Genomic DNA, 21952 nt, shown 5'->3' with positions numbered 1-21952 from the left:
GGCGGCGTCTCGTTCGTTGCAGGTTCATCATGCCCGACCCTCTCAGCCAATTTATTCAGCAATTAACACCACGCTGCGAAGTGTTTGCTCAGGTGCAACTGCGTGAACCCTGGGGCATTGAAGAGCAAGCCTCGCAGCAAGCGTTTTTTAGCTATTTGCGCTCGGGTCGCTGCGTAATCGATACCCAGGCTGGCCACAGCGTTGAACTGCAGCCCGGTCAACTGGCGCTATTGCCCTATGGCCACCAACACCGCATCCGCAGCAGCCATGAAGCCAGCTGCCAGTCCGCACAGTTTTTGTTTGCCAATAAAGCTCAGCATGAAATTGAAGCCATGACCATTGGCGGTGATGGCGCCCGCTGCCAGATGATGTGCGGAGCCTTCAGTTTTGCTCCACTAAGCCACTGGGGACGCGACGCCCAAGTTGGTTTTTTGCCGGATGTGTTTGTCGTTAAAGTCGATGCCGACAGCCGCTTACAACAAATTTTATGGTGGCTGTATGATGAAAATAGCCGCCCGCAAGCGGGGCAAAGCATGGCCATTGAGCACTTATCGCAGCTGTTGCTGCTGGAAATGCTGCGCTTTGGCCAACCGCCACAGCGCTGGCCGGGCTGGATGCATACCTTCTCCGACGAGCGCTTGGCCAAGGTCATGCTGGCCATTCAGCAAGACTATCAATACGACTGGACGCTGGAGCAATTAGCAGCCGTGGCAGCCTTATCACGTTCCAGTTTTGCCGAGCGTTTTAAGCAAGTGACCGGCACCAGTGCCATGGCATTTTTACGCCAATGGCGCTGTTTTATCGCCGCTCAGCAGCTGGTCTCCAGCCAGGTATCGATTAAACAACTGGCCCACAGCGTCGGCTTTCCATCCGTGGATGTGTTTATCCGCAACTTTCGCCAATTCCAGCAGTGCACTCCAGCACAATACCGTCAGCGCTGGCGTGACGGCAGCCCGCTGCAAGCCGCCAAATAGACGAAAAATCCGCCATCATCGACAGATAATCCGTCTCTCCAGTGACTCCATTGGTGCACTCGTCGAGACGGGTTAGATTTTTTTCGTCGCCATAAAACTTTGGAGCAGTGTATGAAAAAACGCGTATTGGTAACGGGAGCGAGCGGCAATGTTGGCAGTGCTGTGTGCGCCGAGCTGTTACGTCACGATTATCAGGTCATGGGTTTGGCGCGCAGCGATGACAGTGAGCACGCGCTACAGCAGTTAGGTATTCAGGTGGTGCGCGGTTGCTTGACCCAACCCGAGCAATGGATAGCCATGACCGACGATGTGCAGGCCGTCATTCATACGGCCTGTACTTTTGCCAGCGACATGGACGAAACCGACCATCATTTTCTGCGTTGTTTAAGTCAGCAGGCGCAAAAACGGGAACAGCCACTTACCCTGTTGTACACCGCAGGCTGTTGGACCTATGGCCACCATAACGATGTCATTAGCGAAAACAGTGCCAAGCAATCCACGCTGGATTTTCAGTGGATGGTTGATGGCATGGAATATTTACGTAGCGAGCCTGGCATCGATGTACGCATTGTCAGCCCCAGCAATGTGGTTGATCGTGAAACCGACCTGCTGCCCGATATTTTACGCTGGGAATATCAACAGCTCGGCCATACCACAGTGCCCGACACTCCAGAGCTGAGCTGGTCCTTGGTGGAGCGCCAAGATCTGGCCCAGCTTTATCGTTTGGTTTTAGAACGCGGCCAGCCTGGGGAAGAATACATCGCCAGCGCCATCGCACAAGCTTCTCCGCAGCAGCTGGCGCAGCGCTTACAAGACGGTCCGGCACAGGCAATTACGATCTCCGAATGGTGTGAGCGCTACGGTCGCTGGGCTGAGGGCTATGGTCTAAAACAAATATTCAGCAGCGATAAAGCCATGCAGCAGCTTGGCTGGCAGCCCGCTCTGACCTGCCTCAGCTGACCCGTCTCTCCTGACAGCAAACGACAGCGGGTTCGCCGGTCAGCGCCGGGATGCGTATACTGTGCGCCTTTTCTCTTATACGAGCCTGCTGTTCATGTCTGACGCCTTTAACACCCTCAACCTGCCGAGCGAGCAACTGGATAATCTGGCGCAGTTGGGGTATCACCAGATGACCGATATTCAGCAGCAGGCCCTACCCTCAGTATTGGCGGGTAAAGACGTGTTGGCGCAAGCAAAAACCGGCAGTGGCAAAACCGCTACCTTTGCTTTGGGTATTTTGCAGCAGATTAATCCGCGATTTTTTGGCGCCCAGGGCTTGGTATTATGCCCAACACGAGAACTGGCTGGCCAGGTCGCCGACGAGATTCGCAAGCTGGCGCGCTACATGGCCAATATTAAAGTGGTGCTATTGTGCGGCGGCCAAAGCATTGGTCCGCAAATTGGCTCACTCGCCCATGGCGCTCATATCATTGTCGGCACGCCTGGGCGTATTTGCGATCATTTGCGCAAAGGCACCTTAGAGATCGACCAGATCAAAACTCTGGTGTTGGACGAAGCCGATCGCATGCTGGATATGGGCTTTAGCGAAGACATGCGCTTTATTGCCGCTCATACTCCAGAGCAACGACAAACACTGCTATTCTCCGCCACTTACCCGGACAATATTGAAGCGCTGAGTCGTGATTTTCAGTATGAACCTGTGATGGTGCGTATCGAAGGTCAGCACAGCCTCAGTACCATTACTCAGCTGAGCATCCGCTGTGATAAGACGCAAAAGATGCAAGCATTAAAAGGCATTCTGGCGCACTATCCGGTGCGCCAAGCGGTCATTTTCTGCAACACCAAACAAGCCACCATGGACGTCGCGCAAGCGCTGCAAGAAATGCGCACCAGTGCGGTCGCACTGCACGGCGATTTAGAGCAAAAAGATCGCGATCGTTTATTAACTCGCTTTAAACATCACAGCGTGCACTTTTTGGTCGCCACCGATGTCGCCGCACGGGGCTTGGACGTAGACGACTTAGACACAGTGATTAATTTCGAATTGCCACGCGACCCGGAAGTATATGTGCACCGCATTGGCCGTACCGGCCGCGCTGGCAAACGTGGACAAGCGATGAATATCGTCGCTCATAATGAGCAATATGTACTCGACCGGGTCATCGAACATACCGGTCTGGCACCCGATGAACAGGCGCTGGAAAACCTCAGCCAGGCCATGCCAGAGATAGAACCACCGCCCTATGTCACGCTAAATTTAGCAGCCGGCCGCAAAGACAAACTGCGCCCTGGCGATATTCTTGGTGCCCTCACCAAAGACGGCAGTGTTCCAGGTTCTGCGGTCGGAAAAATCGATGTGCTCGATTGGACCGCTTATGTTGCCATTGAGCTCGAACATGCCAAGGATGCACTTAAGCAACTGCAGGAAAACCGTATAAAAGGACGGCGTATTAAAGTACGCAAGGCATAAGCTAGAGAATCGAGGTGCTGCGGCTAATAAAAATAGCTGCTGAAATCAGGAAATGGAATTCCTGATACATTTCTAAGAGTCGGCTATCTGTATGCGCTGATACAATGCTTCATCCAGGCCAAGATTATCTGAATTGACCGGGCCAGGAATATGCACGTAGATGGGTAGCTCAGGAACTTTTTGCGCACCTTTGTGTTTGACACGATAGTAAATACCAGCACCAATAAACCACTTTTCTTGATGTACGCCAACGATCTCGAGCACACCATCAGCAATCGATCGTCTAAACTTCACTTGAGGTCCAGAACTACCGAACTCCTTTAGGTAAATTCTATCCGCATCACCATGGTAGTTCTGGTCCATCGTCACACCAACAGCGACCACTTTGTCTACTAGGGTAAACCTTTCACCGAGCAGTTCAGCATACTCATCGAGATGGCTGACCTCATCGTAGTCAAACACATGGCCGAGAAACCATGACAAGAAGACAAACAGAAGCACTGCACTAAAACTACCCAGTTGTTTTCTAGATAATTTCATCATTTGAGATCAAATCTGTAGCTATTGTATTGGCTACAGCAATCCCCTACCGACACTGACAACAGGCAATCACAGTAAAAATGATATAACGACTAGATCCTGTAAAAAAGCAGCGCATAAGCGCTACTTTCTTACACCAAATACAACATGTACTTGGCTATAGTCATCTGGGTGGCGATGAACAGCCACCAAAATATTGCCTGATGGTGACGTTGTTATAGAAACAAACTCCAACACACTGTTCCCTACTGGGCCAGAAAATCCATGTTCATGTTCTAACACCCCTAACATGCCACCAAATTCTCTTGCTCCACGACAAAACTCTTGTGTACAGCTGAGCGTACCCGTTTCTACAGTGACACCATCATGCTCCAGCTCCCTTGAAACAGTCACCATTTGCACGTCCCATTCACCAGCAATATTAGATGCGACGAATCCCTGGTCTTCCGCATCCCAAGCAGATGCGACTATTAACGTATCGTATCTCGACGATACATCGTAGAGCATGAAATAACCCTGTCCCGCTCCAACTGAACCCAGGTTAGCGACAACATTGACTTCCGTGTATTGGGTTTCTGCTTTGGCGATAGAGACTAGGATACCACCGTGGATTGAGGAGCATTCCTGGGCATCGTTTACGCTTTGATAACTGCAAAAGAAGTTATCGCCAATCAGGTCCGCACTGTTCCTAAGTTGCTCAGCACTGAATTCACTTAGAGAGTCAACATCTTCTATTTTCCGAACGCCTTGATATTCACCACCAGCATAACCAAAAATTCTTAGATGATAGCTGCCCATAATATCTCGAGAAAAGGCAGAATAGCGCTCGAAGTAGTCAGCACCGGTATAAGAAACATCACCAGGAGCAATAAACGGTTCTGGTTCTGGTTCTGGTTCTGGTTCTGGTTCTGGTTCTGGTTCTGGTTCTGGTTCTGGTTCTGGTTCTGGCTCTGGTTCTGGCTCTGGCTCTGGCTCTGACAGATGCTTAGAATCGCCAGAGCTGGAACTTGACTCACTTGAAGATGAGTTACCAGATGAGCCACCGCACCCAACTAAGGCCAAGATCAATACGAGCAACGAAGCTTTCAGTGCTTCCATGCTAAGTCTCCTAAAAAGTTGCTGGCGCATAATATCCAAAATACCTGTATGTTCCAATCCTAACAGCAGAGGCCTCGAAAGCTGTTCATTAAATATACTCTGAATGCTTCAACTCTATTAACGGCTCCTACCCTACAGTACAGAACTATCCCCTACCGATGGCACACCCCTACTGAATACAAGCCACTACTCGTGATGTATATATTCTTAGCGAGAATAGGTAAAAAAATTTAGAGAAATATTTAGCAATTGAAAGCAGCGCATAAGCACCACCTTACACTAAAGAGGGCATATACTTAACTAAAATCTCCGGGATGACGGTAGACAGCAACAAAGATATTACCTGAAGGGGAGATCGTCATTGAAGCAATCTCTGTCCGACTATTACCTACCCTTCCAGAAAATCCATAGTCGTGCTTAGAAACACCGAAGGCGCCTCCCAAAGCAACCATGCCTTGGCAAGACTCGGTTGAGCAATTCAATGAGCCACTATCAACAGTGACAGCACCAAAACTCAATTCCCTAGATACAGCAGTTTTCTTAACACTCCAGCCGCCCGTAATATCCGCTACAATTAGATCACTACAATAAAGACTGGCCCTTCATTTTCATGTCAGAGTTGCGCATTCACCTCATCCGCCGGCTGCACCAAACAACTTTGCCCACAACTTGGGTTTGCTCATCGTTCGGATCCAGCGTCCAATCCGAAAAGCTATCGTTATCACTGATGACCTGAATCGTTTCGCCTTGGCGCTGTAGCCGCTTGGTCATCAAGCCATCAGCATGACTGAGCACATAAATGCTATTGCTTTGCAGTTGCTGCTGAGCCGGGTCCACCAGGATCATGTCGCCATCTTCCAGCGTTGGCAACATAGAGTCGCCACTAACATGAATGCAAAACAGTCGATCACCGGAAATGCGTAATGTTTGGCTTAGCCATTGGCGATCAAGCACAAACTGCTGCTCCAGCTCTTCGCTAAAACCGCTAGCACCAAACCCCGCACTGGCTTGAACGTCGAGCACTGGCGCATACACCAGATCATTGGTACTGTCCTTTGGGGCCAGCTTCTGTATACGATCCGCCTGATCACCTGTCAGCAGCCAAGTAATATCAACATTCAATTGCTCGTAGATTGTCTCTAGGTAACGCATCGATGGCCGTGCCTGACCACGGCAAATCTTATAGACATGGCTAGGCGATTTGCCCGTCAAGCGTGCAAATTGCGCCTTATTCCCATCGCAAACCGTATCGACAATATGGTTAAAGCGTTGACTCAGACTCATAGGGCACTGCTCACGGAAAAAGCCGCTATGATACGGGCGCACAGTCAGGATGTCAGCGGCAATACACTTCGAAGCGGAATCTGCTCGAATATTAACCGTTTAAAACTTATATAGTGCTGCTAACCATAACGCCTCTGCTGAATCGAAGAGGTATTGTCCGCAATGAATTGCGCCACACGCTCTGCCACTTGCGCGTCTTTTAATAGGCGCCTATGCCCCAGCCCAGAAGGATGCCAAACCTCCGCATCGGGCAGCGACTGCTGGATATGCTGGGCTGCCATCACAGGAACTTCCACATCGTCACTCGAATGAATAATAAGGGTTGGTTTTTTGCACAGTGCCAGCAATTGACCGGTATGAATGCGACTGGCAGGAACACCCACAGCAGACTCAACAGCGGAGATAAACTCTCGGCGACAGCGCGACGGCAACCCGACAAAGCTGGCATAACTCTGCAGTACTTGCAGCAATGAGGCTGGCGCCGCCAACAAGACATAGCTTTGAGGATGGACACTGAATTCACCAGCAATGGCCACCGCCGCGCCCCCCATAGAATGCCCTACTATGGCCACAAAGGGACCAAAGCTGCGCTCTGCCGCCGTAATGGCGTGTGCAAAGGCCACCGGGTTGCTGGTTGTTCCAGCTGACTGTCCATGAGCCGGACCATCGATCGCAACCACATCCAACCCGAGTGCTAATAATGGCTCGATTAATTGGCTCATATGCGTTGCACGACTTTCCCAGCCATGAACCAGCAGTACGGTTTGACCCGTTCGGTTTTCATCGGTAGACCAGTGCAGGGCGCTGTATTGATTATCTTTGCCAAAAAAACTACGTTTGCCGCGCTGCTCAACGTCTTGTTCCCATGGTTTGATGGCAGGTAATCGGGGGGTTAGAAAATAATTTGCAAACGTTACCGCTGTTTTTTCCGGCATAAGGCGCCCCAGAACGGCATTACGTAGCCTTAATAATGTCATCGCGTTCATATCTTACTCCTTAAAAGCTGTACTCTAATCCCATCGACAAGCGATTTGCCTGTTGATATTGTCCAAATGGTCCGATGGCCGGGCCATAAAAAGCATCGAGTGCTAACTCGATTACCCAGTTATCATTCCATTGGTAATCACCGGTTAAGCGCCATTGGCCGTCGTTATAGTCACGGTTCAACAGCAAAAATACCTCGGTGTTCAAAGTGTCGTTGAGAAAAGACCGTTTCATCATCATGGTGTGGCGAATACTTTGTTGATGACGTACCGTGCCCAGCTGCTCATCTTGTAAATACGCCAGATACAGTTGATAACTCAGCACACTATTGCTCCAGCCTTGAAAATCCAGGCCATACACAAACTGTGCTTCCGGACTTTCGTTAATGCCCGCAGAGTATTCCGCGCTGCTGATCAGGAACTGGCGATCCAACCAAGCCAGCTCAAAGCGGTGTACCCAACTGCCGTAGACGGTATTGGCAGCCACGCCCAACAGTTGACTGCTGCGATATTCCGGCGAGACATGCACGACGGAGTCGATCACTTCTCTATAAATCACCGGTGTATCGTGAAAAAACGCAAAGTAGCTAGCACTGACATCCCAACCAAACACAAAATCAGACCAGCGCAACGCCCACTCTGGTCGCCAGTCTGGACGTTTAGTGGCTTTTCGTACCACAGCTTGGCCAGCTGTAATTGTCGGTGTCAGCTCAGGGCTGGTAATAGCAAATGGACTTTTAGAAGGCGCTCGTTCACTGAAGGTTAAATCTGGAATCACGATCAATTGCAGTATCTGATCACCACCGAGAGACCATTGACTGTTCAACATCCAGGTAGCGATGCGCGTATCCTGCTGATCCGGCAGATTAAATTCCCTTAAGTCCTGGGGATTAATAATGTCCAGCACCCGAAATCCATCAGCCTGCCCCCAAGCCACCTGCTGTTTACCAAGTCGTAGCGACCAATCTGTAGCAAACAGAGTTCCATCATAGTCGGCGTAAGCTTCACGCATATCAGCGCGTAGGCCACTGTGCCAATACAGTGGCCCGTTATAATTAATATCCTCCGGCGGGTAATTATCGCGGTTTTGATTTTCCTCACCTTGTAAATGGCCTGAGCTTTGCAATTCCAGTTGCGGTAAAACGTTAAAGCGCCAGGCCTGATACTGGCCGACCCACTGCGGCTGCAAACGCCAGCGTTGAGATTGCACATCCACCGCCTGCGACTGCTGATCGGTCAATGCCAGTTGGTATTCCAACGTGGGCAACCATTGCGCCATGCAAGTAGCAGGCATCAGCGCACTCAGCTGTAAGCCGCAAGCCAACCCCATAGCTAAACGATAGCCTGTTGCCATCATAGCCCCCGGCGCAGGCGCTGCTTGGTGAATAGACCGTCGGATACCTCTGATTGGTAATCGACATTAGAGAAATCAAACACCGAACGATGGCCACTTAAATGGTTGTCGCACACCAGGCGGTGGCGCGTCCAAATTCCGTCGACCTGGCGAATGTCTTCAAACAATGTGGTTTTCAGCAATTTGTCTTTCGGATCAAAATACTGGGCTTTGATCACTAGCCAATGGTCGCGCCGTACGGTAAATATCACTCGTCCATAACCGAGTTCATCAGCAATCTCTTTGTTTTTTGCCGCTGCGCTCAAGTGAATCAGCTCAGCGTCTGTGCCGCTGATACTGAGCTGATAATCTTCAAGGCTGATACGACCATTTTGTTTGATGTCTTCGTAGGTAAAGTCAGTGCCCATAAAATAGTCGCCACGATCGGATGAAGATATTCGACGAACTTTTCTTAGCGCTGGCAAATACAGCCACTGGTCATCATCACGATCATAGTCGGCGTAGTCGAAGGTCAAAAAACCAGTGCCACGAACACTGTTTGGCGAGTTAAAGAAAAACAATGTTTTTTTATCGTCGCCAAAGTACTTGCGCACTGTGGTGGTTTGACGCTGGCGCTGCTTGCCACGACTGTCCGTTAACGTCATTAGTAGCTGGCTGGTGACTTGCTGGCCATCATCCACAGCGTTCACTCGCTGGGCGATGTCATCGGCCGTCAGCGTCTGGGCTTGGACATCTGATGATGTGGCTGTCACCACCAGTGTTAGCGCGATCAATACCCAGCCATACATAGGCGCACCAAAGGCGTTGGGTTCGACTTGCCCAATATAAATAATATTGGGACGCAGCCATTTTACTAAGGCTGGCAACAGTGTCAGCGCAGCCACAAAGCTCATGCTCACCGATACCACAACAATGCTGCCGAAATACGTCAGCGGAACCACTTGTGAACTGATTAATACGCCAAAACCCAAAGCAATGGCCAGATAATTAAACAACAGTGCCCGCCCGGTAGAGCGATACAACTCAGCAAAGGTACTGTCTTCACTGTGATGTTGTTGCATCAGTTTTTGCAAACGCTCCAAGGTATGGATGGCAAAATCAATACCGAGTCCAATGGCCACGGCAGCAAACATGGACGTACCAATGCCCAGATCGATTTGCCACCAGGCCATGGCGGCATAGACAGTCACAATGGAAAAGATGACAGGTAAGGTCGCCAGCACCCCGGCTGCCAGTGAGCGGAATAACAATGCTGAGACCAATAAAACGCAGCCCAGAGATATCAGCACACTCAATGCATGGCTTGGCCCCAAGTCTTTGATCCAGTGGTAGTTCACATGAATACGACCACTTAAGTTGGCTTGCAGCTGATCGGAGTTAAAGTGCTGACCGATATAAGCCTGCAGTGCTTCAATCACAGGCCGTGTGGCGACAAATGAGGCGGTATCCAAATTCAACCGAACATTGGCCAAGCGATAGTCGTAGTCAATTTCTTCTTCCAAACTGGCAGGATCACCGCTGCTGGCATACAGCAAGAAATATTGAGCAATTTGCTCTGCTGAGTTCGGCAATCGATATTCACTGGCTCGGTCTTCGTGCAGTGCTTTATTCATCTGCTTGATATAATCGACGATGGAAGACGACCCATTCACATGTGGCAAACTTTCGGCATAGCGCTGCAATGACGCGATTTTTTGTAGCGCCTGCGGATCGAACAGTCCTTCAGGCGCAGCAGCAGACACGATGATATTCAGCGTATTGGTACCATCCATATGCGAATTAATGGTCTGGTCGGCCTGATAAATGGCTTCAGACGGATGAAAGGTATTAATACGGTTTTCATTCACTCGCACCCCGGTGGCCAACATCGCGGCGATGATTGCGAAGAGCGCAAAGATTGATACCGTGATGGCTGGCCGTGCCAATGAGATTTTCCCTAACGTCGCTACCAAGCGAGAAAAGACATCGTCTGCGTTAGTGCGTTGCACCCAACGACGACTGACGGAGGGTTTAAAGATCACTAAAAACGCAGGCAGTACCGCCAGTGAGTAATACCAGGCAATGAATACGCCTAAGGCAGTAAACAGGCCAAAGTACTCAAACGGTGGCATATACGAAGAGGCATAAAGTCCCCAAAAGCCTGCCATGGTCGTTAGTGTGGTCAGCGTGACAGGCCTGACCATAGTGATAACCGCATGCTCAACACAGCGTTTTTTATCCCACTGCGGGTGCTCAACTTGCAGTTGATAATAATGGCTAAAAATATGAATCGAGTCGGCCACCGCCATACCAATCAAAATCACCGGCATGGCGTTGGTAATGACAAAAAAGGATACGCCGGCGTAGCTCATTAAACCGAGCGTCATTAACACCGCAGCGGCAATAATTACATTGCCCAACAGAGCCGGGCTGAAGCGGCGAAAGGCCACCACCAACATAATGGTGATAATCAGACCAGCCAATGGATTTAAACGTGACGCGTCACGGTCGATGTAATGCCCCAGGAAGCCAAGTACGGCGCCCTCCCCGGCCAGATGAATCTGTGTGGCATCCGGTAAAGTCTGCTGCGCAATAACAGCCTCCACGGCGCGGTAGGCTTGCTCGGCCTGGCCATCGTCATACAGCTCCATGGCGATGATCGTCATATGTCCATCGCGCGCCACCAGCATGCCTTGGTACAGCGGAAAATTATCCAACGCCTGGCGAATATCGGCACCACCGCCTTGCGCCAGTAGATCGTAAAACGGCGCGACCTCCATTCCCTCGGCAGAACCGACAATGTTGTCTTCCGTGGCCAGGCTGACAGTGCGCTCGGCATTTATCATCTCCAGCTCGTTCAGCTGCTCCGTTAGCTCACTAATGAGCTGCAACACTGCCGGGTGATAAATCCCTTGCTCAGTGGACGCTTCAATCGCCACCACCAAGGGGTCACTCAGACCGAAGATTTCGCGGACTTTATCTTTGTACACCAGCGCCGGGTTGTCCGGCGCCAAAAACGCATCCGCACGTGTGTCCTTTTGCAAACCACGCAAACCGGCCGCACAGACCATCATCATCAGCACACCTGTGATCACCACCCACCACGGGTGGCGCACGCCTACCAGAATCCAGGAATTTTTCATTGCTCCTCCCTCGCAAGTAAATGTATATGCATGCACCACTATTACATGCAGATACATGCATTTGTCAAAATTTTATTTGCGTAATTCGAGTACGGAATCGCTGAGCGCCAGTAATTGGCGCGTAAGATCGGGACCCAAATGCTCCTCTACCCGGCGCTGTACCTGGTCCCAACGTCGTTTGGCAGTTTTGAACAGAGCTTTGCCACTGGCGGTGAGCGATACCAAGGTGACCCTCTTATCTTCTGGGCTGGGCATGGTGCTGACGTAGCCATCGCGAATCAATGGCTTGAGGTTACGCGTCAAGGTGGTTTGCTGCAGCACTAAAACGTCCTGCAGTGCTTTTTGCGACGGCTGTTGCAGGTAAGTCAGCGCTCTTAGTATCGAAAACTGCGCCACCGTGATGCCGCTGTCACGCAACGCATCATCGTAATAGTTGGTCAGCACCCGGTCTGCTTGGCGCAGTTTCAGGTTGTAGCAGGGCAATACCGACATAGGAGCCTCGGTTCGATGGATAAATAAATGATAGCGCGGCCGCCGCAAAAGCAACAGAGCAGACGAGATTTGCCCGCGGGAGTCAATTCACACAGCCAATATTGGCGTATGCCGTTGCCTGGTTCAGCGACGGAGTACCATCAAGCAATGGCAAACTCTGCTGGCAATCGAATATCAATCGTTTGACCATACAGTTCCAGCCCCAGGCGCACTGCTTGTAGCTGCTGACACTTAGCGCCGAGCACCTGATAGTCCTGTGCCGTTAATGGCTGCTGCAGACGTTTTAGATAATACTCACCGTCAAACGCGTAGATTTTGTCGCCTACAATCGGGTGGCCCAAGTGCGCTAAGTGACAACGAATTTGATGTTTGCGCCCACTATGCAAGCGACAATGAATTAAGCTGACATTGCCTTGGGTTTTGATAAGCGTAAATTCGGTGCGACTGAACTGAGGTTTTTTATTGTCGTCGGAGTCCGCTTCGCAAACGTACATTTGTGTACGAATAACACTGCTGTGACGTTCACTGATAGCACATTGGAGATCGAGATAATCCCATTGTGGTTGGCCAAATACCCAAGCATGGTATTCTTTTTCCGCCAGCAGTCGCTGTGCTTTTTTCTTCCACTTCTTATCGACGTGACTGTTTTTCGCCAGCAGCAGTAAGCCGCTGGTTTCTGCATCTAAGCGATGCATCAGGTGAGCATCGTAATAAGGGCTTTGGCGGCGCACCAATGAAATAAGCGTGTGATACAGGTTACGTGTGGTACGGCTCACCGGCAAACCAGCGGGCTTGTTGACCACCATAAACTCGTCATTTTCCCATACGTTGTGCCAGCGACAATCCACCGCCAGCTCTTGATGATCCGTCAGCTCAAGTGTTAATACATCGCCTTCTGTTAACCACAGATCCGGCTGAGTAACGATGATGTTATTGTTTAGCCAGAGGCGTTGCTGAGACAACAGTTCCGCCAGCGCAGGGCAGCTGCGAGGAAAGCGTGGCAAGGCAAACTCTGCCAGGTATTGCGGCTCAAACACACGGTAATCAATTTTCACCAAGCCACCTGATAACCCAGCACTAACACGGCGTAGCGCACGCTTTTACCAATAATAATCAACACCATGGCCAGCCAAGGGTTGGCTTTGAAAATACCAGCGATAAACGTCAGCGGATCACCCACAATGGGCAGCCAAGCCAACAGTAACGTCCAAATGCCAAAGCGCTGAAACCAGCGCTGAGCGCGCTGCCAGCTGGGCTGTTGCAAGCGCTGTTGCAGCCGCTGCGCCAGCCACCAGCCGATGGCGAAGTTCACCGCACTGCCGAGGGAATTTCCACTGCTCGCCACCCACCATAACGACAGCGCGTCGTAACCTTGAGATAACAACAGCAACAGCAGCCATTCAGAGCCCAGTGGCAATAACGTCGCGGCAGCAAACGACAGGAAAAACAGCCACCCCAACTGACCCGTCAGCTGGGGCAACCACTCAAGCAGCATCACGAATCGATGGCTTCCACCCACAATACGCCCACTTCGGTGCGCACAACTTTGACTGCAGTTCCAGCAGCAACGGGCTGTTGGCTTTTCAGCCGCCATTCAATGCCGGAATAGCGATGCACCGCTTCGCCGCGTAAGTCGACGTCCTGCTCCAACACAAAACTCTGCTCAGCAAAATCGTGAGTCACGCGTTTGTCGTCGGTTCTATCTTGCATGCGCCGCAGTGGTTTCCACAGCACCACAGACAAAAGCCCGGTCAGCAGCGTATTGCTCCACAGCGCCGTGGTGGTATCGGCAGGCAGTACCCCCATCTGCATCAAAAAACCGGTGACCATCAGCGAGATACCGGCAAAGAACAGAATAAAGGTGGCGAAACCGAGCATCGCCACTTCCACAATTAACGCCACCAGCCCCAACACAATGAGTGCCTGTGGCAGGTACTGCGCTAACCATTCGCTCATGATTGCTCTCCGCGTGCGCCAGGCGCTTGCTGTTGATTAATGCGATTCACAATGGTCATAGCCGTCGCGACGATGCCGCTGGCATCATTGCTTTGCTCTGGTAATAGCACCACAGACGACTCGCGCGCAATGGCTTGCTTGGCTTCGATGGCTTTGGTGGCCAAATCCAACTGAATGGCTTTTTGACCTTCTTGAGTATCCGCTGCCGCACCGACTTTACGCAGCGCTTCGGCTTGGGCCTCGGCCACTTCCAAAATGGCTTTTGCCTCACCCTGAGCGCGTAAAACCTGCTCCGCACGCTCAGCTTCCGCCGCCAGTACCTGCGCTTGTTTTTTACCTTCAGCCACGTTGATAGCCGCCTGACGGTCACCTTCGGATTCCAGAATCTGCGCGCGCTTTACCCGTTCGGCTTTCATTTGCGCTTCCATCGCGTCCATCACCGATTTGGGCGGGACGATGTCTTTAATTTCATAACGCAATACCTGAATGCCCCAAGGCTCCGCCGCTTCGTTGATCGAGGTAACGATTGAAGCGTTGAGCTGATTACGCTCTTCGAAGGTTTTATCCAGCTCCATTTTACCCAGCTCTGAGCGCATGGTGGTTTGCGCCAGCTGGGTCACGGCAAAGACGTAGTCGTCCACACCATAGGTGGCCTTGTAAGGATCGAGCACACGAAAGTACAACACGCCGTCGACCGACAATGTGATGTTATCGCGGGTGATGGCTGACTGGCTGGGCACATCCACGGCTTGTTCTTTTAGGCTGCGGTCGGCGGCAATACGGTCAATAAAAGGGAAAATGAAGTTGATGCCCGCCTCTTTGGTGGACTGATATTTACCAAATCGCTCCACCAGCCAAGCACGGTTTTGCGGCACAAATTTAATGCTCGATTTCAACAGCACCAGCACAAATACCAGTGCTACCAACTCAATCGAGAAGAGGATGTTCAGCAGAGTTTCCATCGGGATCGCTTCCTTATCTGACGTGTGCACCGGGCAAGTCGCCCGCTCCAGTGGCAGTCTATCACGAGCTTTTGCTCGGTTTGGCAGAATCCTACCTTTCCCCCCACCGCACAGCTGCTAGATTAACCCTGCAAAGCGCCAGCATCCCGGCGCCAGACAACGAACCTGGAGATCTTTATGTGGGACAGTATTTGGAGCCAATGGATGGATTTCTGGCAGGAGCCCGGCAGCATCCCACTGACAACGCTGCAACAGCGCCACGAGTATCCGGAATCCCGCTATGTCAGCATCGATGGCATGAATGTGCATTACCGCGACGTTGGTAGTGGCCCGGTATTGCTGTGCTTGCACGGTATCTTTGCTTCCTGCCACACCTGGGAAGGCTGGAGCGAGGCACTGCAGCAAGACTTTCGTGTCATCAGCGTCGATTGCCCTAACTTTGGCATCACTGGGCCACACCCACAAGGCATGCGCGAGCACCTGTACAGTGATTTTATCGCGCGCTTTCTCGATACCTTGCACATCGACCGCTGTCATCTGGCGGGTAATTCTCTCGGCGGCTGGATGTCGTGGGAGTTTGCCGGTCGCTACCCTAAGCGGGTCGACAAAGTGATTCTGCTCGACAGCGCCGGTTTCTTTTTTGTGCCGCCGCCCATTTTGATGCTGATGGGTCTGCCATTGATGGGGTGGATCAGTTCGCACTTGTCTTTGCCGCGCATGATGGTCCGTACCATTGTGCGCAGCACCTACGCCCGCCCAGAGCGACTATCACGGCCGGTGGCGGAGCGTTATTTTGATTTGCTGATGCGCTCTGGTAACCGCAGCGCCGCAGCCAATGTGTTGGCCTTTATTCGCAACCGTGGTGGTTTTAATAAAAAGTGGATGAGCCAGGTGCAAGCACCGGTGCTGATTTTATGGGGCGAGCAGGACCAGTGGATTCCCGTGACTCATGTGGACAAATTTCAGCGCAAACTGCCACAGGCCGAGGTCATTCGCTACGCCGATTGCGGCCATCTACCAATGGAAGAAATTCCACAGCAAAGCGCCGATGACGCACGAACGTTTCTGCTGTGTTAGCCGCATAGGCCAATTGACATCCGACATTTATAAAAACAACATCTTTACCAGCTCCAGCCAACCGCAATTAAGAGATAGGACCACCATGGGAACTGAGTATATTCTCGTCAATCAAACGAAGAAGGAGCTAATATCCTTTACACATCTAAATGGTGCCAAAAAAAGAGAACTGGCCGGCAATGACGCACAGCCGGCCATGGTTACCTGGTATCTGTTGAGCAACCAAGGTGATCAGATCCAGTTCATCTCTGACCATGATAATTACTGGCCATTTGCCACCGGGAGTCAAGAGGAGTTATGTCAGTTTTCAGACAAAACTGACTCCCTAGTGGATGAATTAATTAAACAAGGTATCTTAAGAGATCATGGTTATCTGTACCAGGATGAGAATAATCCAGATACAGAATACATCAGGGATATCCGTAGATCCTGGTGAGACGATATACAGTCAGACATGAACTAAATCTGCGCTAAACCACCATCTACTTGTAAATCGGCGCCATGAACAAATGAGGCAGCGTCAGAACTTAAGAAGAAAATCGATTGCGCTATTTCTTCTGCCTGTCCAAGCCGCTGCAAAGGGGTGTTTACTTTAACGTTATCCAATAATGTCTTCAGATGGTCAGATTCAAAACCAAACTTGTGCAAGATAGGCGTTTCTGTAACACCAGGCGATAACACATTGACGCGAATACCTCTTGGCCCCAACTCTTGAGCAAAGGAGCGAGCCAAAGAACGAACCGCCGCCTTGCTGGCTCCATAGACAGACCATACTCCCGCACCTTTCTGTGCCTGAATAGAAGAGACTAAGATAATCGAAGCAGCTGGATTTAATCTGTCAAGAGCCTGTTGCACCGTAAAAAATACCCCTTTAACATTAATATCGAAACTCTCGGAAAAACTATCACTAGTGACATCTGCCAGCATTTCCGGCTTAGCAATGCCAGCATTAGCAATCACGACATCGATACCACCCCAACGTTGCTGGCAGCACTGATAAAAATCGATCAGATCCTGTATTACAGAAACATCACCAAGATGTAGCATCAGTTGCTCCGGGTATTGGGTGAGCAAAGCTGATAGTTGCCCTTGCGTTCGTGCCAATACTGCCACTCGATAACCGCGAGCCAGATACAAAGCAACCGTTGCTTTTCCAATACCTGAGTTTCCGCCAGTTATCGCCATTACGGGAGTGCTCATTTGAAATTCTCCTAGAACTGTTGATACCCATTAAGTTCCGTCATGGTAAGCTTGCAGTCTGAGTAGCAGGTCGATATATTCGAATTTTTCCAATATATTGGACATGCATGTCATTCGATTACTTGGGCGCATTGATTCGCAGCTATCGCCAAGCTAATAAAGAAAGCTTGCAATCCCTTGCCAATCGATCTGGCGTTAGCCGCTCCATGATTGCACACATTGAAAGCAACCAAACCAGTCCGACACTCAATACTTTGGCCAAGCTGGCTGAGGCTATGAATATTCGCATTGGCGATCTGGTCACACCACCGCGCCAGGGTTTGCCATTAAACATTTATCAAGCCAACGACGAAAATTTAGTCAGCAGTGCAAGCAGTACCATGGCATGTCATAGGCTTTACCAAGGCCCTGGCGGTGTGCCCGAGTGTTATCAATTTTGCTTTCGTCGTTATGGAAAGACCACTTTTGCAGCCAACAGCTCTGGACGGCGCAAATACCTGTGGCTGCAAAAAGGGGTGTTGACGCTGTATTTAGCGGCCGAATCTGTACAGCTACAGGCGGGACAGTTACTGCCATTTGATGCGTCAAGACCACATCGCTTCGAGTGTCGTCAAGGCGTCTTGGCAGAGGGGATCTTCTGGGTTAACGAAGAAGGAGGATAAACAGCAAGCTGTTCATTCTCCCTCGGTTTAACTTAGTTGCTAATGCAAGGTACCATGCCAACGTTGGTTAGCCTTGCCGTGTGCGGCAAACATGATCAGCTGATCACCACTGCCCGCCACATCCAATACCTGCCCGGCATCCAACTGCGCACGCAATAAATGACCGCTGTAAATAAAGCGCTGATGATCGGCATTGGCATCACAGCTTTCCAGTTGCAGCGGTGTGTGGTTGTAAATCATGCCGTCTGGAATGGCTAAGCACAGCTCGCCCAGTTGCGCATTAATCAATAAACCCGTGCCACTGTCGTAACGCCACTGCTGAGCTTTGCTATCCGAGCAGGCGGCCATACTGACCACCGCACCGACGTGATCACCCTGCGCCTGAATGCACTGGCCAGTGGCTTCGCTGCGGTATTGCACCCAAGCGTTACGTGGCTCGGCCACACGCAGTTCCCACTGTTGGTTGCTGTTGCCATGATAGGTCCACTGGCCGACATTGGCGCCATTGCCTTCGCCGTAGGCGTCGGCAACGATGTTGCCGTTATGGCGACTGGCGAGTTTATTACCGTGGTAATCCCAGCGTAAATTATCCGAGTCGACGCAGTCCCAGATAATAATTTCGCCGTCGTTGTGTGCCTGACCGCGATTATCCAAACATTTATTAGGGTTGGCTTTATTGCGGAACATGCCGGCCGCTTTGTCGTAGCGCCATTTCTGATCCTGCGAGGTCAGTTGGCAATCCCACAACTGCACATTCACACCGTTGTTGAGGTTGTTGTCGTCCCCCGGTATGTCCATGCAGCGTCCAGAACGACGATCGACAATAGAGACATAAGTCCCAGCGGCGCCAGCGTACTTCGGTGAGGTGTTGCCAATAGCACGCTGCCACATTTGCAAATACGCCTCAGCAGAGGTCATCACCGCATCGTAAATACGAGGGCTGGCGTTTTCGCGAATGTCCTGAATGTGATCGGCCACAATGCCAAAGTGAGCAAGCCCGTCCTGGTTGATATCAAACACTCGGTTGCCCGTGCGCTGTTTATCGATCACCTGACCAAACTCCGTGGTAAATGGGTATTGCAATGGATTGCTGGCAACATCACCGCGCGGCCCAGCTTGTGACCCGATGCCGCCCATATCGGTGGAAAACGGCACGCCCACCAAGTACCCAGTAGGTGTGAGAATGTCGATAAACTCGCCAATGCTCCACTCCAGGTTGGTCGATGTACTGTTGTACGGTGACAACATACCGCCGGCCTGGGCAATGCGATAATGCAGCTCATGCGCAGAGCCATCTGGCTTGCGGTTTAAATGGCTGTGGCCAGAAATAACACCGGAATAATTGCGCGCTTCGATCAGGTCCATAATGGCGCGACCGCTGCGAGTAGAGGTGTGATCCAACTCGATGATCATGCCCAGATCCATCATGCGCTGCACCAGGTACTCACCCAGTGGTGACAATCCGTGGCGATTGCAATGCAGGCGGCTTTCGTCGTATTCCGGGCTCAGACCAATGCCTTTGAGAATATCGCCAATGACCGGCACATCGCTCAGCAGTGGGAAACCACTGGTAAAGCGCTGCCCGCGGGTTTCAGAGTCGCATTCTTCGGTTTCAAAAAAGCGTGCACTGGACAACCACTGACCGACGTTAATAAAACCGTCTTCCTGGCGCGCGCCGCCCAGCTGGTTATCAAATCGATGGATGGGGTACATCACGCGCACACCGGCGTCATACACTTCCATCAACTGACGTTCGATGCTTTCTTTGCTGCAGCTGTCTTTTAACCCACAGTTAAACAGCTCCGACACTTCGATGCCCATAATGATCGCCATTTTACCGTCGGCAATCACCTCACGCGCTTGTTGTGGTGAGGTCACGATACGGAAGAAGCCTTTACCTGGGCCACCTTGCTGGGCGTCGATGTAATCCTGCATTTCCTGCAAGCGACGAATCTGGAAGTGCACACTGGCCATGGTGTTGCAGTTGTTCGGGTTGATCCAGCTGGCCGGATTCACCGTTTTTTGCACATTACACAGCACTTCATTTTCCACCAAATGGGTGACCATCATGCGCACACCGCCACGGTGGGAGCGCTCCAGCCACTTGTAGTAGTACTGCATGTGCGACACCTGCGTATGGTTAGGCCAGAACGGGAAGTCCGGCCAGCCGCGTGTGTCGTAGCGATGATTCACATCGTCATAGCCCATTAGGTTGCCAATGATATCCAGCGAGCCGTTGGGGCCGTGAATTTCTTTGCTGTCGCGCAGCGCCGTTTCTACCCCCCAGCGATTGAACGGTTCACCGTGGATAAACTTACCCCCCATAAATTCGTATGAGGTGATGTGGGTATGTGGATCGATGGTGCCTCGTACCGGCGACGCAGCATCGCCGCGCAGGGCGTTGATATCGCCGGTGACGTTTACTTGCGCCTCAGGGAACGGCTGGCAATCGCTTTTTTCCACCAGCTTAAACTGTGTCTCGCTGTCTTTGTTTTTCGGATTGAGGATATCGATGACAAACAAACCGCCATCGCGGTAGTGGCCAGTGCTGCCGTAGTTATGCCGCAACACCTTGGACAGTTTGGGGCCATAAATACTGAACAGATAATCGCCACCGCTTTGTGGATGCGCTGTCAATTTAAACTCGGCAAACTCACCGGCATAGCGGCCCGCTGAGATCTCATTCGGCAAATGCGTTGCCAGGTAGCGCCCGTCCTGATCGGTGAGCATAAAGTGAAAAAATGAGGTCGGCTTGAAATAAAAGCTTGCAGCTTGTGACAAGCTGGTGGCTTTCACTTGCCAGCCTAATCCATCGTCAATGGCACCGCCCTTTTTATAGCGATTGACAAACTTGCCATTGGTCGGCGATTGGATGGCATAACACCCTTGTGCCAGTTCATGCACCGCTTGCTCGGCGTCCAGCCGTTGATCCGGCGGCGCCTCCGCCGGTGGGGGTTGAGAGAAAGCTGCAGCCTGCTGCGCCAAGAGCGCAGACGCCGCCAGCGAAAGCCAGTAGCCAAGCGAGTATTGCGTTTTCATGATGACTGTTCCTTGCCTGATGGGCTGTATTTGTTGTTATAACTGCGCCCAAAACTATGGACAGAATCCGACAAAAACCAACAGGTAGAAACGCGTCAGTCCTATGCAAAACCTAAGAAACGTTAAGCGATGATTGCAATACTGGCTGCGCAGAGTCTGTTAAAACAATTGCACGAAGAAACCGGGTACGGCTAAATCATAACGTCGAAAAGCTGGCATTATTCACGGGCGTCAGTGCGTCAAATAATTGCTTTCACTCTCTTTTCATGGAGTTGAATCACCATCATGCTCACCATCCGCCCCATGACGGAAGCCGATTACCCGGCTGTTTTACAGTTAACCGTGGCCGACGATCAGCTGTCGTACGTTGGTACGACAAAAGAATTACTTAACCGGCGCCAGTCTGACTGGCACCTTCACGTGGTCTGCGCCGGGGAAGAGACGATTGGGGTATTTAATCTTGATCTGGGTTACGCCAGTCATATGCCATTTGCTGGCTGTGGCGAGCTGGGACTGCGCTCATTTTTGATTGACCAACGCCAACAAGGCCAAGGTTACGGCACACAAGCCGTGCGCTTGCTGCCGGATTATCTGCAACAAAATTACCCTGACTGCCAGCGCCTTTGGTTAACCGTCAATTGCCAAAATCCGGCGGCCTATCACTGTTACCTGAAGGCGGGGTTTGACGATAGCAATGAAATTTATCACGGTGGACTAGCCGGTCCACAGCACATCATGAGCCTCACGCACAAACGCTAAATCTATAACGTTACTGCTG

At 51.2% G+C, this 21952-nt stretch carries 20 protein-coding genes; 7 read left to right on the top strand and 13 right to left on the bottom strand.

Features of this window, described 5'->3' with window-relative positions; genetic code table 11:
* The first annotated feature begins 29 nt into the window (after positions 1–29).
* From CHH28_RS07400 to dbpA, 3 genes are all read left to right on the top strand, one after another.
* Positions 30–974 carry an AraC family transcriptional regulator gene (locus CHH28_RS07400; protein ID WP_094059700.1) on the top strand — a complete coding sequence of 315 codons (945 nt, stop codon included), beginning with the start codon at positions 30–32 and terminating at the stop codon, positions 972–974.
* Between the two features lie 111 nt (positions 975–1085).
* Positions 1086–1934 carry an NAD-dependent epimerase/dehydratase family protein gene (locus CHH28_RS07395; RefSeq protein ID WP_094059699.1) on the top strand — a complete coding sequence of 283 codons (849 nt, stop codon included), beginning with the start codon at positions 1086–1088 and terminating at the stop codon, positions 1932–1934.
* A gap of 94 nt (positions 1935–2028) precedes the next feature.
* Positions 2029–3405: an ATP-dependent RNA helicase DbpA gene (gene dbpA / locus CHH28_RS07390; RefSeq protein ID WP_094059698.1), complete on the top strand. Its 1377-nt coding sequence runs from the start codon at positions 2029–2031 to the stop codon at positions 3403–3405.
* Positions 3406–3477: 72 nt separating this feature from the next.
* Here dbpA and CHH28_RS07385 read toward each other — a convergent pair whose 3' ends face one another.
* The 11 genes from CHH28_RS07385 to CHH28_RS07330 all read right to left on the bottom strand — a co-directional run bounded on the left by CHH28_RS07385 (position 3478) and on the right by CHH28_RS07330 (position 15196).
* Complete coding sequence (locus CHH28_RS07385; protein ID WP_094059697.1) at positions 3478–3948, bottom strand: hypothetical protein; 471 nt, start codon at positions 3946–3948, stop codon at positions 3478–3480.
* A gap of 120 nt (positions 3949–4068) precedes the next feature.
* On the bottom strand, positions 4069–5043 hold the full coding sequence (locus tag CHH28_RS20045; RefSeq protein ID WP_199244030.1) for a hypothetical protein: 975 nt from the start codon (positions 5041–5043) through the stop codon (positions 4069–4071).
* A gap of 627 nt (positions 5044–5670) precedes the next feature.
* Complete coding sequence (locus CHH28_RS07370; RefSeq protein ID WP_094059695.1) at positions 5671–6327, bottom strand: XRE family transcriptional regulator; 657 nt, start codon at positions 6325–6327, stop codon at positions 5671–5673.
* A gap of 119 nt (positions 6328–6446) precedes the next feature.
* Positions 6447–7313 carry an alpha/beta fold hydrolase gene (locus tag CHH28_RS07365; protein WP_094059694.1) on the bottom strand — a complete coding sequence of 289 codons (867 nt, stop codon included), beginning with the start codon at positions 7311–7313 and terminating at the stop codon, positions 6447–6449.
* Positions 7314–7323: 10 nt separating this feature from the next.
* Positions 7324–8604, bottom strand: a complete 1281-nt coding sequence (locus CHH28_RS07360) for a DUF1302 family protein (protein WP_157729812.1) — start codon at positions 8602–8604, stop codon at positions 7324–7326.
* 59 nt (positions 8605–8663) lie between these two features.
* Complete coding sequence (locus CHH28_RS07355) at positions 8664–11786, bottom strand: outer membrane lipoprotein-sorting protein (protein ID WP_233243790.1); 3123 nt, start codon at positions 11784–11786, stop codon at positions 8664–8666.
* A gap of 72 nt (positions 11787–11858) precedes the next feature.
* A complete protein-coding gene (locus tag CHH28_RS07350; protein WP_094059692.1) occupies positions 11859–12278 on the bottom strand; it encodes a MarR family winged helix-turn-helix transcriptional regulator in 420 nt (139 codons plus the stop codon).
* A 140-nt stretch (positions 12279–12418) separates the two neighbouring features.
* Positions 12419–13333, bottom strand: coding sequence for an RluA family pseudouridine synthase (locus CHH28_RS07345; RefSeq protein ID WP_233243788.1), 915 nt, complete (start codon positions 13331–13333; stop codon positions 12419–12421).
* The gene (locus CHH28_RS07340; protein WP_094059691.1) at positions 13330–13773 is read right to left on the bottom strand and encodes a YqaA family protein; all 444 of its coding nucleotides are present in this window, start codon (positions 13771–13773) and stop codon (positions 13330–13332) included. The genes CHH28_RS07345 and CHH28_RS07340 overlap by 4 nt, the downstream gene beginning before the upstream one ends.
* A complete protein-coding gene (locus CHH28_RS07335; RefSeq protein ID WP_094059690.1) occupies positions 13773–14234 on the bottom strand; it encodes an NfeD family protein in 462 nt (153 codons plus the stop codon). Before CHH28_RS07335 ends, CHH28_RS07340 begins: the two co-directional genes overlap by 1 nt.
* Complete coding sequence (locus CHH28_RS07330; protein WP_094059689.1) at positions 14231–15196, bottom strand: SPFH domain-containing protein; 966 nt, start codon at positions 15194–15196, stop codon at positions 14231–14233. The genes CHH28_RS07335 and CHH28_RS07330 overlap by 4 nt, the downstream gene beginning before the upstream one ends.
* 177 nt (positions 15197–15373) lie before the next feature.
* On the opposite strand from CHH28_RS07330, the gene CHH28_RS07325 reads away from it, so the two are divergent.
* Positions 15374–16273 carry an alpha/beta fold hydrolase gene (locus CHH28_RS07325; protein ID WP_094059688.1) on the top strand — a complete coding sequence of 300 codons (900 nt, stop codon included), beginning with the start codon at positions 15374–15376 and terminating at the stop codon, positions 16271–16273.
* Positions 16245–16709, top strand: a complete 465-nt coding sequence (locus tag CHH28_RS07320) for a hypothetical protein (protein ID WP_157729811.1) — start codon at positions 16245–16247, stop codon at positions 16707–16709. Before CHH28_RS07325 ends, CHH28_RS07320 begins: the two co-directional genes overlap by 29 nt.
* A gap of 23 nt (positions 16710–16732) precedes the next feature.
* On the opposite strand, the gene CHH28_RS07315 is transcribed toward CHH28_RS07320, so the two are convergent.
* Positions 16733–17473 carry an SDR family NAD(P)-dependent oxidoreductase gene (locus CHH28_RS07315; RefSeq protein WP_094059686.1) on the bottom strand — a complete coding sequence of 247 codons (741 nt, stop codon included), beginning with the start codon at positions 17471–17473 and terminating at the stop codon, positions 16733–16735.
* A gap of 107 nt (positions 17474–17580) precedes the next feature.
* Between CHH28_RS07315 and CHH28_RS07310 the strand changes: the two genes are divergently transcribed.
* Positions 17581–18135, top strand: coding sequence for an XRE family transcriptional regulator (locus CHH28_RS07310; RefSeq protein ID WP_094059685.1), 555 nt, complete (start codon positions 17581–17583; stop codon positions 18133–18135).
* 39 nt (positions 18136–18174) lie between these two features.
* On the opposite strand, the gene CHH28_RS07305 is transcribed toward CHH28_RS07310, so the two are convergent.
* Positions 18175–21174 carry a ricin-type beta-trefoil lectin domain protein gene (locus CHH28_RS07305; RefSeq protein WP_094059684.1) on the bottom strand — a complete coding sequence of 1000 codons (3000 nt, stop codon included), beginning with the start codon at positions 21172–21174 and terminating at the stop codon, positions 18175–18177.
* Between the two features lie 285 nt (positions 21175–21459).
* On the opposite strand from CHH28_RS07305, the gene CHH28_RS07300 reads away from it, so the two are divergent.
* A complete protein-coding gene (locus CHH28_RS07300) occupies positions 21460–21933 on the top strand; it encodes a GNAT family N-acetyltransferase (RefSeq protein WP_094059683.1) in 474 nt (157 codons plus the stop codon).
* The last annotated feature ends 19 nt before the right edge of the window (positions 21934–21952 follow it).

The sequence above is a fragment of the Bacterioplanes sanyensis genome (genome assembly GCF_002237535.1).
GTDB classification, from domain to species: domain Bacteria; phylum Pseudomonadota; class Gammaproteobacteria; order Pseudomonadales; family Oceanobacteraceae; genus Bacterioplanes; species Bacterioplanes sanyensis_A.
Note: the sequence above shows the minus strand (reverse complement) of the source record. Positions and strands in the feature narration are given on the sequence as shown.